Origin of the sequence: Streptomyces sp. M41, from assembly GCF_043673425.1 — a bacterium.
Taxonomy (GTDB): domain Bacteria; phylum Actinomycetota; class Actinomycetes; order Streptomycetales; family Streptomycetaceae; genus Streptomyces.
The window spans coordinates 427,409-443,085 of sequence record NZ_JBIMKE010000002.1; the positions used below are offsets into that span (position 1 = coordinate 427,409).

The window sequence follows — 15,677 nt, forward strand, 5'->3', positions numbered from 1 at the left end:
GGGCCGGATCCGCACTCCGGGAACGGACCCGGCCCGCCCTCAGTCGGCGGCGTTGGCGGGCACCGGGACTTGTGCAGCCCCTCCGGACCCGCGGTCGTCTTCCCGGCCCCCCGCTACAGCTCCTGCGTCGTCATCGCGGTCGTCGTCGTCCACGTCGGGGCCTGTCGTCTCCCTCAGTTCCGCGATCGCGGCCTCGAAGTCCTCGAGCGAGTCGAACGCCCGGTAGACGGAGGCGAATCGCAGAAAGGCGACGAGATCGAGCTCCTGCAACGGGCCGAGTATGGCCAGCCCCACGTCGTGGGTGGTCAGCTCGGCGCTTCCAGTGGCCCGCACCGCCTCCTCGACCCGCTGGCCGAGCAGGGCCAGCGCGTCCTCGGTGACAGGTCGCCCCTGGCATGCCTTGCGCACGCCGTTGATGACCTTGGTACGGCTGAACGGCTCGGTGACTCCGGACCGCTTGATCACCATCAGTGAGCACGTCTCCACGGTCGTGAAACGACGGGAGCAGTCAGGACACTGGCGGCGCCTGCGGATCGACGTGCCGTCGTCGGTCGTACGGCTGTCGACGACACGGCTGTCGGGGTGCCTGCAGAAGGGGCAGTGCATAACTCCCAACCCTCCTCACAGCAGACTCAATAGCCTCGCCGGCCTCATGGGCCCCTCGAAGCAGCCCCAAGCATAGGCGATCTCCGAGCGTCCGAAGACCCGGGCGACCACAACTTCTGGGCTGCTGGAGCAATCCAACCACTACATGTGGGGATTGGCTCATACACACAGGCAGTACGCGCGTGTCGCGTCGACATGAGGCCGTGCCGTACGACTGCCGCCGCGCGCCGCACTCATGAACGCACGGCCGTATCGCTACGACGCATACGGAGATACCGTGAGCGCCACACGGAGGGGACGTGGGACTCCCGCACAGATGGGGGGTCGGATCCCGGTTGATCCGCTACCGGATGGCAGACTGAGGCGACGACCCGCGAGGCCGCAGGCCGACGGTGAAGAGTACAGCAATGAGCCCTTTTGCCCGCCGGACAGCGCGTTAGCTATACACCCAGACACATGATCACGTCAGTCGATTCGCGATTTTTCACTCGAACGTGTGTTTGGCGCAACCTTTCGAAAGCAACTACCGTTGTGCTGCAGGGAGACCATCGAGAGGGGCCGACGTGACCACCACCGCAGACAGTGCCACCATCACTGCCCAGGACCGCTCCCAGGGCCGACTCGAGCCGGTGCATGCGATGAACGAAGCCGTGAATCCCGAGGGACACAAGCGCTCCCTGCCGGGCCGACCTCCCGGCATCCGGGCGGACAGCTCGGGGCTCACCGATCGGCAGCGCCGCGTGATCGAAGTCATCAGGGATTCCGTCCAGCGGCGCGGCTATCCGCCGTCGATGCGGGAGATCGGCCAGGCGGTCGGCCTGTCCAGCACCTCTTCGGTCGCACACCAGCTCATGGCACTGGAGCGCAAGGGCTTCCTCCGCCGCGACCCGCACCGCCCTCGCGCATACGAGGTACGCGGCTCCGACCAGGCCGCCTCCGTGCAGCCCACGGACACCGCGGGCAAGCCCGCAGCGTCGTACGTCCCGCTGGTCGGCCGCATCGCCGCCGGTGGCCCGATCCTCGCGGAAGAGTCCGTCGAGGATGTCTTCCCTCTCCCCCGGCAGCTGGTCGGCGACGGCGAGCTGTTCGTCCTGAAGGTCGTCGGTGACTCGATGATCGAGGCCGCGATCTGCGACGGCGACTGGGTCACGGTCCGCCGCCAGCCCGTCGCCGAGAACGGTGACATCGTCGCCGCGATGCTCGACGGCGAGGCCACGGTCAAGCGCTTCAAGCGCGAGGACGGCCACGTCTGGCTTCTTCCGCACAACGCCGCGTACGAGCCCATCCCGGGTGACGACGCGACCATCCTGGGCAAGGTGGTGGCAGTGCTGCGCCGCGTCTGACGGCTGCGGCGGGCGAAGCCGACAGCGTCGCCCCCTGACCGGGCCCCGGGACCCCTGCGCCGGTTCCGGGGCCCTGTGCTGCTCCCGGAGACCTGCCTGACTCGTGAACCTGTGCTGTCTCGGCCTCACAGGACTGGTCGTGGCCTGTCAGTCACCTCCGACAGGCCACCCGCCGCTCACTGTGCCTGCCCCGCTTCCGCCTGCTTGGCCGCGGCGTCGATGGCGGCCAGCGACCTTCGGACCTGGTTACGGTCCGTCGTGTACCAGAAGTCGGGCAGTGACGCCTTCAGATAGCTCCCGTACCGGGCCGTGGCCAGCCGCTGGTCCAGCACGGCGACCACGCCGCGGTCCCCCGACGCGCGGACGAGTCGTCCGGCGCCCTGGGCCATCAGCAGTGCGGCGTGGGTGGCCGCGACCGCCATGAAGCCGTTGCCACCGGCGTCCTCCACGGCCTTCTGGCGGGCGCTCATCAGGGGGTCGTCCGGTCGCGGGAAGGGGATCTTGTCCATGACGACGAGCTGGCAGCTGGGGCCGGGGACATCGACGCCCTGCCAGAGGGACAGCGTTCCGAAGAGGCATGTCTCAGGGGCAGCCGCGAAGTTCTTGATCAGCTCGCCGAGCGTCTCCTCGCCCTGAAGGAGGATCGGGAACTCCGGGATGCGCGACCGAAGCTCCTCGGCAGCCAGTTGGGCTGCCCGCATCGAGGAGAACAGGCCGAGGGTGCGACCGCCGGCGGCCTGGATCAGTTCCGTCAGCTCATCGAGCATGTCGGCGCGATCGCCGTCCCGCGCGGGGCGGGCCAGGTGCTTGGCGACGTACAGGATGCCCTGCTTGGGGTAGTCGAAGGGCGAGCCGACGTCCACGCCCTTCCACTGGGGTAGGTCATCGCCCTCCGTGCCTTCGGGGGCGAGCCCCAGGGACGCGCCGACGCCGTTGAAGTCCCCGCCCAGCTTCAAGGTCGCGGAGGTGAGGACGACGGAACGGTCCGCGAAGAGCTTCTCCCTGAGGAGCCCCGACACGGACATGGGAGCCACGCGCAGGGACGCGCCGAAGCGGTCGTGGCGCTCGTACCAGACGACGTCCCACTCGGAGCCGTTGGTGATCCGCTCCGCCACGTCGTGCACGGACTCGACCGAGGCCAGCGCCTGCTTGCGGACCGCGTCCTCGTCCTGCACGGATTTGTCGCGGGTGGCGCCGATCGCGGAGATCACGGTGCGGCAGGCGTCGCGCAAAGCCATCAGGGCATAGGCGAGGTCCTCGGGAATCTCCTCCAGTCGGCCGGGCAGGGCCAGCTCCATCAGCCGTTCAAAGCCCTCGGCAGCGGTCTGGAGCTGGTCCGCGGCCTTCTCGTTGACCAGCTTGGCGGCGCGGCGCACCGCGCGGTTGACCTGGCCGGGGGTGAGTTCGCCGGTGGCGACTCCGGTGACCCGGGAGACCAGTTCGTGCGCCTCGTCGACGATCAGGACCTCGTGCTGAGGGAGGACGGGAGCGCCCTCGATGGCGTCGATCGCGAGCAGCGCGTGGTTGGTGACGACGACCTCCGCGAGCTTGGCACGCTCCCGGGCCATCTCAGCGAAGCACTCTGCGCCGTAGGCACATTTCGTGGCGCCCAGGCACTCCCGGGACGACACCGACACCTGGGCCCAGGCCCGATCGGAGACGCCGGGCGTCAGGTCGTCGCGATCTCCCGTCTCGGTCTCGTCCGACCAGTCCCGCAGCCGCAGCAGGTCCTGCCCCAGCTTGCTGGTGGGAGCGGCAGCCTCGAACTGGTCGAAGAGGCCCTCTTCCTCGTCTTGGGGAACGCCCTCGTGCAGGCGGTGCAGACACAGGTAGTTCGACCTGCCCTTGAGCATCGCGAATTCGGGGCGGCGACGCAGCAGCGGGTGCAGTGCCTCGACGGTGCGTGGCAGATCCCGCTCCACGAGCTGACGCTGAAGGGCCAGGGTGGCCGTCGCCACGACCACGCGCTCCCCGTGCGCGAGCGCGGGCACCAGGTACCCGAGCGACTTTCCGGTGCCGGTACCGGCCTGGACCAGCAGATGGGCGCTGCCGTCGATCGCCTCCGCGACGGATTCGGCCATGGTCACCTGGCCGGGGCGCTCCGTGCCGCCGACGGCAGTGACGGCAGCATGCAGGAGTTCGGGGAGTGAGGGCTTTGTCATAGCGCGACCACCCTACGGCGCGGCACTGACAAACGGGTGATCGCGGTGGAGACGAGGGGTGGGATCAAGACCTGGGGTTCCTTGGGTGGGGATCGCGAACGGTGTACCAGAAGTGACGTAGGTACAACTCGACGTCACAGCAGATGGCGCCGGCTCCGGTCTCTGACCATGAGCGCGGCCCGCTTGGCGGGCAGATCGATCTCGGCGGAGAACCGGAAGCCGGCGCCCAGGAAGGCGGCGACTGAAGGCGTGTTGCGCATGTCGGGCTCGGCCACGACGCGAGCGCAGGCGGACCGTTTGTCCAGTACGAGGTCGGCGACGGCGCGGAGAAGAGTTCTGCCGAGCCCTCGGCCGCGATCGCCGACGGCGCCGATGAGGAGGTGGACGCCGGTGTCATGGGGCCGAGCCGGGTAGTGCCTGGCCAGCGGGTCGAGGTCGGCTCGGTAGATCTCCCAGTAGCTCATCGGCGTCCCGTCCAGCAAGCCGAGACATGGAACGCTGCGTCCGTCGCCGGACAGCTGGGACTCCAGATGCTTCTCAGTCGCGTCCGGCGGACCGGCAAGTTCCCAGAACGTCGCCACGGCAGGGTCGTTCATCCACCGACTGATGATCGGGAGGTCCCTGGTGATGTGCACGGGGACCAAGTGCAGCACTCCGGCCGGCGTGCCTGTGGGCCCCCAGTCGGCCACGGAGTCGAGCAGGTCGTCGGTGCTCGGTTGGACAGAGGCGGGTACGGCGGCTCCCACGCGACGCAAGCGGCTCACGTCCGTGGCATGGCCGTCCTCCGCGAGGAGGGTGAGGAGGTCCTCGGGGAGGCCGAGGTCCAGGGTGTCCTCCATGTCCTCTGTCTCCTCCGTGTCCTCCGTGTCCTCCATCTCCTCCGTGTCCTCCATGTCCTCCATGGCCTCCGCGTCCTCATTGTCGGTGGCGGGGGCGGTACCGGCATTGGTACTCGAGTCGGTGGGAGGCACGGGGACACTCCTCTCAGGAGGCGGGGCTGGTCGTGTTCCTCGGGGAGAGCGGCGGCTCGCTGTAGGGCTCCGGTGAGGGTGGGTGGTGGCAGTGGCGCTGGCGGTGGCAGCGGTGAGGCTCAGGAGTACAGGGGGTTGGCAATGGTGACGTAGACGGACTGGGTGTCGACCGGGCCGACGAGTTCGTCGAGACCGTGCAGCCGGGTCAGGAGATTGCCCTTGCAGCGAAGAACCGGTGAGTCGAGCAGCAGGGCAGGTAGAGAAGTGCGAAGACGGGCGGGGCCGGCGGCTGCATCCCCCAGGAATCTGCGGAAGGCGGCGAGGAGCAGACGTTCGTCGGCGAGGCGTTGGGAGCCGAACGCGCCGATGAGACCGAGGACGTTGTTGATCGCCAGGTAGTACGCGAAGCGCTCGTCGGCGACGTCATCAGAGACAAAGGTGTCGCTGATCTCACCGATGCCGGGCAGCCGGGTTTCGAGTTCCGCTCGCCGGGAGTCACGGAAGTAGTAGCCCTGGTTGTCACGGTAGCGGCCACCCGAGGGCCAGCCGTCGCTGTCAAGCAGAAGCAGGGTGTTCTGCTGGTGTGCCTCCAGCGCGACCCCCGCCTTCGCGTCCAGCCAGAGCACTGGCCGGACCACCTGTTCGAGATATCGCAGGAACCACTCCGCGGCGACGGTCCCGAGCGGGCGCCCTGTCCGCTCGGCGAGGCAGGTGACAACGTCGGCGAGACGGGATCGCAGGGGGTGCTCGCCCGACCGAGGTCGTCCCGTGATCCCCGTGGACTGCGTTCGAGGAACGGGCGAGACGAACCCGGCTACACACGACACATCGTCGGATGGCGTGAACGGGTTGTGCCGGATCATCACGTCGAGGCCGGCCATGGGAGCACCGTCCGGGGCGTCGACGGCGAGCCAGGCAGGGTCGCGAACGATGTCGAACGTCGGATGCGCAGCCTGCCACTCCATTGCGACGCCACTGCGCAGGAGCCGGTGTACCTCGACTCCGCGGTGCAGCTCCTTGCGCAGGTTCTCGCGCCGGGAGTTGGTGATGCGCAGGCCCAACGACAGTTTGAGCATGGCGGAGGCGCCGGATCGATGGACGGTACGCACGGAGGACGTGGGATGCCACGAGGCGCCGTGGCAGCCGAGGTCCCGGAGCAGTCCGGCATCAAGAAGGGCCGCGACCTCGGGACGTTGCCGGACCTCACGGATCTGCCAGGGGTGCAGCGGCAATGCCGCGTACCCGTCGGGCAACGGTAGTCCGGATCCGGCCAGGCGAGCCGTGAGCAGGGCCGCGGGAACGGCACGGCCGCGCTCGGTCCATGCCGAGTCCGTGGCGACGAGGGCGGGAGCGACAGCCAGCCAGCGCAGCGGGAAGGAGCCACGCAACTCAGGTGAATACAGCCGTGCTTCGGCTTCGGAGAGTCCCTCGCGGCTCTTCGGCGTCGGATGAAGCGGGTGCCCGAGCAGGAGCGCCTGTTCAGCCGTGAGGAAGAGGTCAGAGCCTTCTTCGGGGTTGCCACGGCGCTCGCTCAGGAAGGTGACAGTTCGTCGGACGGAGTCGGCGACGCGGGCGACGAGGTCGGTGGCAGCGGACATGCGGCCCGCCTCCCCTGGGGTCTCCCGGGCGAGCAAGGCCGCGAGGGTGGGTGCGTCGATCGGCGGGGAGTGGTCAGGAGCATCCGCAAAGCGGGGCAGGCCGAAACGGTGCCACCCCGCCGGGGACCAGTAGTGGACCGGGACAATCAGGTTCGTGCCGGAGGCAGGCATGGGAATACGGAGGATTCCGTCGTCGCCAGCAGCCGGGGGGTCGGTCTCACGCACCCAGCAGCGGAGCAGGTTCTCCACGGAGGCGGCCTGCGCTGCGAAGTGCGGGTCCGGATGCTCCAAGAGGTCGGTTCGGGCACCGTGCAGCCGCCCCTTCTCCGGAGCGGCTGTCTGCATCGGCGCCGGGAACGCCTCCTGAGCACTGGCGACGGATCCCTGCGCCGGTACGCGTGGCTGGGGTGAGCCTCCTTCGCGTGCAGGTGTGCCCGTCCGCGCGCGTGCCTCGGCGTCTGCCTCGGCCGGTGGCGATGCCGGTGCCGGTGCCGGTGCCGGTGCCGGTGTGGGCGTAACCGCCTGTGTCGAGGCGCCATCCTCACCGCCGGCGGCCGGCGCGGTCGTCGGCGTGGGTGGGTCCGGGTGGGACACGCAGGAGTCCGAGGCGCCTCGCGCCTGGATGTCGGCCTGGCCGCCGTCGGATGTGGGGGTGGTGATCAAGGTCGGGTCCTCTGAGGTGGTCAAGGCTCGTGCGGCGACGGCCGTCCTTCGACGGGGGGAGGTTGGCGTGGCTTTCGGTGCTGCGTTTCGCCGCGCTACCCCGCCCGGTCCGCCCGGCCCGCTCGGTCCTCGTGCCGCCGATGGTTCGGGCGTGGGTGGGGCCTCCGGTCGTGACCGGCGCGCCCCCGGGACACCGCCGCCACCGCGTCGGCCAACCGGTCCAGTACGGCGGCGGACTGTTCGTCGGTGATCGTCAGCGGCGGCAGCAGCCGTACGACACTGGCGTGGCGGCCACCGAGTTCGACGATCAGGCCGCGACGCAGGCACTCCCGTTGGATGGCAGCCGCAAGCTCGGGCGCTGCGGAACGAGGGTGTCCGCCTCGGGCCTGCACGGCCTGTGCCGCCGGCGCCCGCCCGCCCGGCGCTGCGGAGGCGAAGTCGGACGTGAAGCCGACGGCATTGCTTTCATGGGTGAGGCCCCCCAAGTCGTCGCTGCTCGGGGCCCCGAGCAGCGGCGGCGCTCCCGCGAAGGCCCCGGGCGACCCGGCGTCGCGCGTGGCCCCGTCGTCCGGGTCCACCACCTCGACCCCGATCATCAGTCCCCGCCCCCGTACATCGCCGATGCAGGCGAAGTCCGTCGCGAGTCCCTGGAGTCGGTGCAGCATGCGTGAGCCCAGTTCGCCCGCTCGCTCGGCGAGCTGGTTCTCGCGGACGTAGGCGAGTGTGGCCGTGCCGGCGGCCATGGCGAGTTGGTTGCCGCGGAACGTTCCGGCATGCGCCCCGGGTTGCCAGGCGTCGAGGTCGTCGCGGTAGACGATGACCGCCAGGGGCAGGCTGCCTCCGATGGCTTTGGAGAGGACCATGACGTCGGGGGTCACCCCGCTGTGTTCCACCGCCCAGAAGGAGCCGGTGCGCCCGACGCCGGTCTGGACCTCGTCGGCGATCATCGGGATGGAACGGTCGGCCGTGATCTCCCGCATGCGTCGCATCCAGTCGTCCGGGGCGGGGATCACTCCGCCCTCGCCCTGGACGGGTTCGAGGATCATCCCGGCGGGCCGCGGCACACCCGACTTGGGGTCGTCGAGGACGGACTCGGTCCAGCGGGCGGCGAGTTCGGCGCCGTGTTCACCGCCGACGCCGAAGGGGCAGCGGTAGTCCTGCGGGTACGGGAGGCGTGCGACGCGTACGTCGCAGGCGCCCCCGGACGCCGCGAGGGCTCCGGCGGTCATGCCGTGGTAGGCACCGCTGAAGGCGAGGATTCCGGTGCGCCCGGTCGCGGCCCGGACGAGCTTGAAGGCGGCCTCGACGGCGTCGGTGCCGGCCGGCCCGCAGAACTGCACACGCGCGCGGTCGGCGAGACCGGTCGGCAGGGTCTGGAACAGCTCGGTGATGAAGGCGTCCTTGACGGGAGTCGCGAGATCGAGGACGTGCAGCGGCGCGCCTGAGTCGAGGACCTTGCGGATGGCCTCCAGGACGACCGGGTGATTGTGTCCGAGGGCCAGCGTCCCGGCGCCGGAAAGGCAGTCCAGGTAGCGGCGGCCGTCCGCGCCCTCGATGGTCAGCCCACGCGCCCGTACCGGCACGATCGGCAGGGCACGCGCGTAGGTGCGCGCCGCCGACTCGCGCGCGGACTGCCGCCTCAGGATGCCCTCGTGCACGGCACGCGCCCCCGTCGACTCGGACGTATCCCCGCGCAAAGATTCGGTCACGGCCATGGCTCCCTGTCCTCCCGCTGTCCAGGGGCGAGCAGGTTTCGTGCATCCTCGCCCGACCCGACATACGAAGCCCCGCGAGCGTCCACTCGAAACTCCGGGGAACTGGGCACTGGGGGACGCCCACGGGCAGCGGGCCCCCTGCCGCTACCAACCGCGGACCGAACGCCGGGTTACGGGTTGCTTCAAGATCCTTGCTGTAGCGAAACCGTTGCCGTTCCGTCGGGTCTCCCCCACAGCGACCGCATAGTGTGTGATGCCGTCCCAACGCGCCTGACCTCACGCAGAACCACCACGTGATCAGCGGGAGTTCACGGCCGCGGCACCGAACTGTTCCTCAGGGGGAGTCAGATCATGCGATCGATACGGCCGTCGTCCACCGCTCGTCGCGGAAGGAGCGCGCGCCGCACCATCTCCCCGCTGCCCGTGGTCGCGCTCGCCGCGACGCTGGCCCTCACCGTCACGGCCTGCGAGTCGGGTGACGCCGAGGCGGGCGGCGGTGCCACCGCGTCGGCGGCGGCCGGAGGCGAAGGCAAGATCACGATCCCGGACGACATCAAGGACAAGCTCAAGGAGCACGGGATCGACGTCGACAAGTGGCGGGACGGCGCCTGGAAGGAGTGGGACAAGGACGACTGGCTGCGCGAGGCACAGGACTACATCAACCCGATCATCGAGGGACTGTGGGACCCGGACCGCATGCGCGAGGCCGAGGACCCGGACCGTGGTGTCGACGACAGCGACCTCTCCGGGGACCAGGGCGTCACCGATCCGACGCCGCAGCCGGTGCAGGCACAGGCCGTGTCGCCCGAGTACCACGCCAACGCCCCCGAGGCGGGCAAGGTGTTCTTCGACTCCCCCAAGGGCACGATGGTCTGCTCGGCGACGGTCGTGCAGGACCCGGCCAATCCCGGCAAGTCCAACATGGTGTGGACGGCGGGCCACTGTGTGCACGCGGGCAAGAGCGGCGGCTGGTACCGCAACATCGCGTTCGTGCCGTCGTACAACAACGCCGGTATGAGCGCCGGGCAGTTGGAGGACGCGACTCCCGCGCAGGCCGCACCGTACGGCGTGTGGTGGGCGGACTGGGCGCAGACCTCGGACCAGTGGATCGAGCAGGGTGGCGCGACGGGCGGGGACGGCGCGCCGTACGACTTCGCCGTGCTGCATGTGAAGCCGGAGGAGGGCGGCAACGGCAAGTCCCTCGAGGAGACGGTCGGCTCGGCTCTCCCGGTGGACTTCGACGCGCCGGCCGTCCCGGAAGTGAAGAGCATCAAGGCGACCGGCTACCCAGCGGCTGCGCCTTACGACGGTCAGAAGCTTTACCAGTGCCAGGACGAGCCGGGTCGGCTGTCGCTCAAGAGCTCGGATCCGACGATGTACCGCATCGGCTGCACCATGACCGGCGGATCCTCCGGTGGCGGATGGGTCGCGCAGGGATCGGACGGCAAGCCGGCGCTCGTGTCCAACACCTCCATCGGGCCGGTGAAGTCGGGCTGGCTCGCCGGTCCGCGGCTGGGCAAGGACGCCGAGAGCGTCTTCGACTCGGTGAGCGAGAAGTACGCCGGTCGGTGACGGCACCGGCGGAGCTCGGTCGCAGTCGGGGCGGTTGCAGTCGTGGCAGGGCCGGCGGGTAGGGAGAAACCTTCACCGCCTCGCCCCCGTTCGCCCTCAACTGCCCCGGCATAGTGGGGTGTCGCGTCCGAACCAGCGACGACGGACACAACTGCAAAGCACGATCAACGGGGGTTATCGCACCATGCGTTCCATACCTATGCCCGCAGCACCACGCCGCAGGCGGCGTTCCGCCTACGTCGCCACCGGGCTCGTCGCCATCCTCGCGCTGACCGCGACGGCTTGCGACGGCTCGGCGCAGGGCGCGGCGAGCGACCGGTCCGATGCAGCCGCGTCCCAGGCCGCCGAAGCGGCCGATGCGGCGGGCGCCGGCGACGGCGACGGCGACGGCGACGGCGACGGCAAGATCCAGATCCCGACCGATATCGCGGACAAGCTCAAGGAGCAGGGCATCGATGTCGACAAGTGGACCCGCGGTGGCTGGAAGGACTGGGACAAGGACAAGTGGCTCAGTGACGCCAAGGACTTCGTCAACCCGGTGATCGAGGGCCTCTGGAAGCCTGAGCGGATGCAGTCCGCGAAGGAGGCCGACAAGACGGTCACGACCCAGGACGCCGCGGTCGACCAGGGCGTCAGCGACCCGGAGCCGGCTCCGGTCCAGGCCTCGCCCGAGAAGCTGCCGTACCACGAGAACGCCGCGCCCGTGGGCAAGGTCTTCTTCGACTCGCCCGACGGTCCGGCCGTCTGCTCCGGCACGGTCATCAAGGACGTCAACCATCCCGGCAAGTCCAACCTCGTCTGGACGGCGGGCCACTGCGTGCACGCCGGCGGCAAGGGCGGCTGGTACCGCAACATCGTCTTCGTCCCGGCCTACAACGACCTCGGCAAGGCCACCGCGCAGTCGAGCGCCGCGAACCCTTCCGAGATGGCCCCGTACGGCAATTGGTGGGCGGACTGGGTCTCGACCTCGAACGAGTGGATCCAGGGTGGCTCGGAGACGGGCGGCGCGGGTGCCGCGTACGACTACTCCGTGCTGCATGTGAAGCCTGAGCAGGGCTCCAAGTCGCTGGAGGAGACGGTCGGCGCCGCTCTCGACGTGGACTTCTCGGCCCCGTCCACGGCCGAGGCCGGGAAGATGGGCGCCTGGGGTTACCCGGCGGCGCCGCCGTACAACGGACTCCAGATGTTCAAGTGCATCGACCGGCCGGGCCGCTTCTCGCTGAGCCCCTCTCTTCCCACGATGTACCGCATCGGCTGCACCATGACCGGCGGTTCGTCGGGCGGCGGCTGGTTCCGGGTGGTGGGTGGCGAGACCAAGCTGGTGTCGAACACCTCGATCGGCCCGCAGGACAACACCTGGCTCGCCGGCCCGCAACTGGGCGCTGACGCCGAGGCCCTCTACCAGAACATGAGCAAGATGTACGGCGGTCGGTGACCCACCCGGAACCCCGCACGCCGTACGCACCAAGGCCCGCCTCCTGCGACAGGGGGCGGGCCTTCGGCGGTTCTTCTACGGCGGTCAGGCCGCTGTCACACGACGGCTCGGGCGGTCGGGGCCGGAACGTACGGCGCGAGATCCGCCGCCAGTTCCTTGTGCACCCGCACCTTCAGGAGCGTGCCCTCCTGGGTGTGCTCCTCGGAGATCACCTCGCCCTCGGTGTGGGCGCGAGCGACCAGCTTGCCGAGCGTGTACGGCACGAGCGCCTCGATCTCGACCGACGGACGCGGCAGGTCGTTGTCGATCAGGGCGAGCAGTTCGTCGATGCCCAGGCCGGTGCGGGCGGAGACCGCGATGGAGCGCTTCTCGATCCGCAGCAGCCTCTGGAGCGTCAGCGGATCGGCCGCGTCCGCCTTGTTGATCACGACGATCTCGGGCACGTCGGTGGCACCGACGTCCCGGATCACCTCACGCACGGCGGCCAGCTGCTCCTCCGGGTTCGGGTGCGAACCGTCGACCACGTGCAGGATCAGGTCGGACTCGCCGACCTCCTCCATGGTGGAGCGGAACGCCTCGACCAGGTGGTGCGGCAGATGCCGTACGAAGCCGACCGTGTCGGCCAGCGTGTACAGCCGGCCGCTCGGGGTCTCGGCGCGGCGGACAGTGGGGTCCAGGGTCGCGAACAGGGCGTTCTCGACCAGTACGCCCGCGCCCGTGAGTCGGTTGAGCAGTGACGACTTGCCGGCGTTGGTGTAGCCCGCGATGGCGACCGAGGGCACCTTGTTGCGCCGGCGTCCCTGGCGCTGGACCTCGCGGCCGGTCTTCATCTCCGCGATCTCCCGGCGCATCTTCGCCATCTTCTCGCGGATCCGACGCCGGTCGGTCTCGATCTTGGTCTCACCGGGACCACGGGTGGCGAGGCCGCCGCCCTTGCCGCCGCCCATCTGCCGGGACAGCGACTGACCCCAGCCGCGGAGCCTCGGCAGCATGTACTGCATCTGCGCGAGCGCGACCTGTGCCTTGCCCTCTCGGGACTTGGCGTGCTGGGCGAAGATGTCGAGGATCAGGGCCGTACGGTCGATGACCTTGACCTTGACGACGTCTTCGAGGTGAATCAGCTGGCCCGGGCTGAGCTCACCGTCGCAGATGACGGTGTCGGCGCCGGTCTCCAGCACGATGTCCCGCAGCTCGCCGGCCTTGCCGGAACCGATGTAGGTGGCCGCGTCGGGCTTGTCGCGGCGCTGGATCACACCGTCGAGCACGAGCGCGCCCGCGGTCTCCGCGAGGGCGGCGAGCTCGGCGAGTGAGTTGTCCGCGTCCTGCGCGGTCCCCGATGTCCAGACGCCGACGAGCACGACCCGCTCCAGGCGGAGCTGGCGGTACTCGACCTCGGTGACGTCCTCGAGCTCGGTGGAGAGGCCCGCCACACGGCGTAGAGCCGCGCGCTCGGAGCGGTCGAACTGGTCGCCGTCCCGCTCTCCGTCGATCTCGTGGCTCCAGGCGACGTCCTCTTCCATCAGGGCATCGGCCCGAAGACCTTCGGGATAGGTGTGCGCAAGGCGCTGCGTGTCCTGGGAAAAGGAAGAAGAGGAGGTCATTGGGTCCTTACGTCGATGGGCAATCCGTTTCGGCGGCGACGGTGGCAGTGACACTGCGGAACGAGGCCGTAGCGCCCGGACACCGATCCGTCACTGCTCACAACGCACGAGCACCCCGGGAGATTCCCGTTTCCCGTGCCGCGCCGACCTGATGATGGTCGCACGGCACGGGCCGTCTCGTCACCGCCTTATTTCACGCTGGCCGCCTGGCCGGCTCGGCCGCCTTGCTCACCTTGTCCGCTTGCTCGTCGTGGCCGGCTTGCTCGTCGTGGCCGGCTTGGCCGCCTTGGCGGGCTTGCTGGTCTTGGCGGGCTTGGTCATCTTGGCGGGCGCCTTGGCGGGGTCCATGGACTTCCAGTCCGGCTGACCGGGCATCGGCGGGGTCTTCTTGCCGTACAGCCAGGCATGCAGGAAGCCATGCAGGTCCCGTCCGGAGACGTCCTCCGCGAGCGCGACGAATTCCGCGGTCGAGGCGGACGTGTCCTGGTACCGGCTCACCCAGGCGCGTTCCAGCCGCTCGAAGGCCGGGGCACCGATCTCCTGGCGCAGGGCGTACAGGACCAGGGCCGCGCCGTCATAGACGTTCGGCCGGAAGATGCCGTTCTTCTTGCCGGCGGCGGGCGGCTTGGGTGCAGCCGGCGGTCCACCGGCCGCACGCCAGCGGTCGGAGGCGGCGTACGCGGCCTTCATCCGGGCCTCCAACGGCCTGTCGGCCTTCTCGGCCGCGTACAGGGCTTCGTACCAGGTGGCATGCCCTTCGCTGAGCCACAGGTCGGACCAGCTGCGGGGGCTGACGCTGTCGCCGAACCACTGATGCGCCAGTTCGTGCACCATGATCGCCTCGACGTACCACTTCGGGAAGGCGGACTGCGTGAAGAGCTCTCGCTCGAAGAGAGAGAGCGTCTGAGTCTCCAGTTCGAAGCCGGTGGCCGCGTCGGCCATGAGCAGCCCGTACGTCTCGAACGGGTACCGGCCGAGCTTGCTCTCCATCCAGGAGATCTGGCCGGGGGTCTTCTCCAGCCAGGGTTCGAGCTGCTTACGATGCGCGGTCGGCACGACGTCCCGCAGGGGGAGGCCGTGCGGGCCGGTGCGGTGGAGCACGGTCGAGCGGCCGACGGAGACCTGGGCGAGCTCGGTGGCCATCGGGTGTGCGGTGCGGTACGTCCAGGTCGTCGACCTGCCCGCGCGGTCGACGTCGGTCCGCAGGCCGTTGGCGACGGCGGTGTAACCGTTCGGGGCCGTCACCCGGATGGTGAACATCGCCTTGTCGGAGGGGTGGTCGTTGCACGGGAACACGACGTGCGCGGCGTCTGCCTGGTTGGCCATGGCGAGGCCGTCGGCGGTCCGTACCCAGCCGCCCTCCCGCTCCGCGCTGTACACCGGGTCGCTGCTGTGCCGCACGGTGATGCGCGTCAAGCTGCCTTCGGACAACGGCTCCTCGGGCGTGATCACGAGGTCCTCGCCGGCCGTGCTGAACGCTGCGCGCTCCCCGTCGACCTCCACGGACTCGACCTTGCCGTGCGCGAAGTCCAGGTTGATCCGGTCCAGGTCCGCGGTCGTCCAGGCGTCGATCCTGGTGACGGCCTTGAGTGGCTTGCTGTTGGTGCCCGGATAGGTGAAGGAGAGGTCGTACGACATCACGTCGTAGCCGGGGTTGCCCAGGTAAGGGTAGAGGCGGTCACCGACGCCCAGGGGCGTGGCGGGTGCGCTCGCGGCGACCAGGCAGGTGGAGGCCGCCAGGGCGAGGAGTGCGGGCACCCTGAGGCGCCGACGGGTTCGAGGACCGGGACGAGAAGCACCGGGGACTGGCCGCTGGGCCTTGGTGCGGGGAGTGAGCAGCATGAACCACGGCTACCAGCGCGCGCGTGCGGGACCCCGGCGACGCGCGACCGGCCCACTCGAACGGGTATGCCGGGTTGGTGCAGTCTGCTGCGTCTGGGCGGTGGGGGCGGAGTCGAGGGGGCCGCGGAGTGGCGGGCAGGGGAGTCACGGGGCGCGGGGCCGTAGGAGT

10 protein-coding genes are annotated in these 15,677 nt (G+C 69.7%); 3 read left to right on the plus strand and 7 right to left on the minus strand.

Annotated elements, in window-relative coordinates:
• Positions 1–39: 39 nt before the first annotated feature.
• The gene (nrdR, locus tag ACHBTE_RS04165) at positions 40–606 is read right to left on the minus strand and encodes a transcriptional regulator NrdR (RefSeq protein WP_394721937.1); all 567 of its coding nucleotides are present in this window, start codon (positions 604–606) and stop codon (positions 40–42) included.
• 563 nt (positions 607–1,169) lie between these two features.
• On the opposite strand from nrdR, the gene lexA reads away from it, so the two are divergent.
• On the plus strand, positions 1,170–1,949 hold the full coding sequence (gene lexA, locus ACHBTE_RS04170) for a transcriptional repressor LexA (RefSeq protein ID WP_059198553.1): 780 nt from the start codon (positions 1,170–1,172) through the stop codon (positions 1,947–1,949).
• A gap of 176 nt (positions 1,950–2,125) precedes the next feature.
• Here the strand turns inward: lexA and ACHBTE_RS04175 are convergent, their stop codons facing one another.
• From ACHBTE_RS04175 to ACHBTE_RS04190, 4 genes are all read right to left on the minus strand, one after another.
• Entirely contained in the window at positions 2,126–4,111 is a 1,986-nt protein-coding gene (locus ACHBTE_RS04175) for an ATP-dependent DNA helicase (RefSeq protein WP_394721938.1), read from the minus strand.
• 134 nt (positions 4,112–4,245) lie between these two features.
• The gene (locus ACHBTE_RS04180; protein WP_394721939.1) at positions 4,246–5,082 is read right to left on the minus strand and encodes a GNAT family N-acetyltransferase; all 837 of its coding nucleotides are present in this window, start codon (positions 5,080–5,082) and stop codon (positions 4,246–4,248) included.
• Positions 5,083–5,201: 119 nt separating this feature from the next.
• A complete protein-coding gene (locus ACHBTE_RS04185; RefSeq protein ID WP_394721940.1) occupies positions 5,202–7,025 on the minus strand; it encodes an IucA/IucC family protein in 1,824 nt (607 codons plus the stop codon).
• Positions 7,026–7,438: 413 nt separating this feature from the next.
• Entirely contained in the window at positions 7,439–9,058 is a 1,620-nt protein-coding gene (locus ACHBTE_RS04190; RefSeq protein WP_394721941.1) for a diaminobutyrate--2-oxoglutarate transaminase family protein, read from the minus strand.
• A 351-nt stretch (positions 9,059–9,409) separates the two neighbouring features.
• On the opposite strand from ACHBTE_RS04190, the gene ACHBTE_RS04195 reads away from it, so the two are divergent.
• Complete coding sequence (locus tag ACHBTE_RS04195) at positions 9,410–10,630, plus strand: trypsin-like serine peptidase (protein WP_394721942.1); 1,221 nt, start codon at positions 9,410–9,412, stop codon at positions 10,628–10,630.
• Positions 10,631–10,814: 184 nt separating this feature from the next.
• Positions 10,815–12,065, plus strand: a complete 1,251-nt coding sequence (locus ACHBTE_RS04200; protein ID WP_394721943.1) for a trypsin-like serine peptidase — start codon at positions 10,815–10,817, stop codon at positions 12,063–12,065.
• Between the two features lie 95 nt (positions 12,066–12,160).
• Here the strand turns inward: ACHBTE_RS04200 and hflX are convergent, their stop codons facing one another.
• Together hflX and ACHBTE_RS04210 are read right to left on the minus strand one after the other, a co-directional pair.
• Entirely contained in the window at positions 12,161–13,666 is a 1,506-nt protein-coding gene (gene hflX / locus ACHBTE_RS04205) for a GTPase HflX (protein ID WP_394721944.1), read from the minus strand.
• 228 nt (positions 13,667–13,894) lie between these two features.
• Complete coding sequence (locus tag ACHBTE_RS04210) at positions 13,895–15,508, minus strand: M1 family aminopeptidase (protein ID WP_394721946.1); 1,614 nt, start codon at positions 15,506–15,508, stop codon at positions 13,895–13,897.
• Between the last annotated feature and the right edge of the window lie 169 nt (positions 15,509–15,677).

What these genes read in the sequence shown, in the direction of transcription:
- nrdR (WP_394721937.1), bottom strand. Translation starts at nt 606, where the DNA reads ATGCACTGCCCCTTCTGCAGGCACCCCGACAGCCGTGTCGTCGACAGC.
- ACHBTE_RS04175 (WP_394721938.1), bottom strand. Translation starts at nt 4,111, where the DNA reads ATGACAAAGCCCTCACTCCCCGAACTCCTGCATGCTGCCGTCACTGCC.
- ACHBTE_RS04185 (WP_394721940.1), bottom strand. Translation starts at nt 7,025, where the DNA reads ATGCAGACAGCCGCTCCGGAGAAGGGGCGGCTGCACGGTGCCCGAACC.
- ACHBTE_RS04190 (WP_394721941.1), bottom strand. Translation starts at nt 9,058, where the DNA reads ATGGCCGTGACCGAATCTTTGCGCGGGGATACGTCCGAGTCGACGGGG.
- ACHBTE_RS04195 (WP_394721942.1), top strand. Translation starts at nt 9,410, where the DNA reads ATGCGATCGATACGGCCGTCGTCCACCGCTCGTCGCGGAAGGAGCGCG.
- ACHBTE_RS04200 (WP_394721943.1), top strand. Translation starts at nt 10,815, where the DNA reads ATGCGTTCCATACCTATGCCCGCAGCACCACGCCGCAGGCGGCGTTCC.
- hflX (WP_394721944.1), bottom strand. Translation starts at nt 13,666, where the DNA reads ATGACCTCCTCTTCTTCCTTTTCCCAGGACACGCAGCGCCTTGCGCAC.
- ACHBTE_RS04210 (WP_394721946.1), bottom strand. Translation starts at nt 15,508, where the DNA reads ATGCTGCTCACTCCCCGCACCAAGGCCCAGCGGCCAGTCCCCGGTGCT.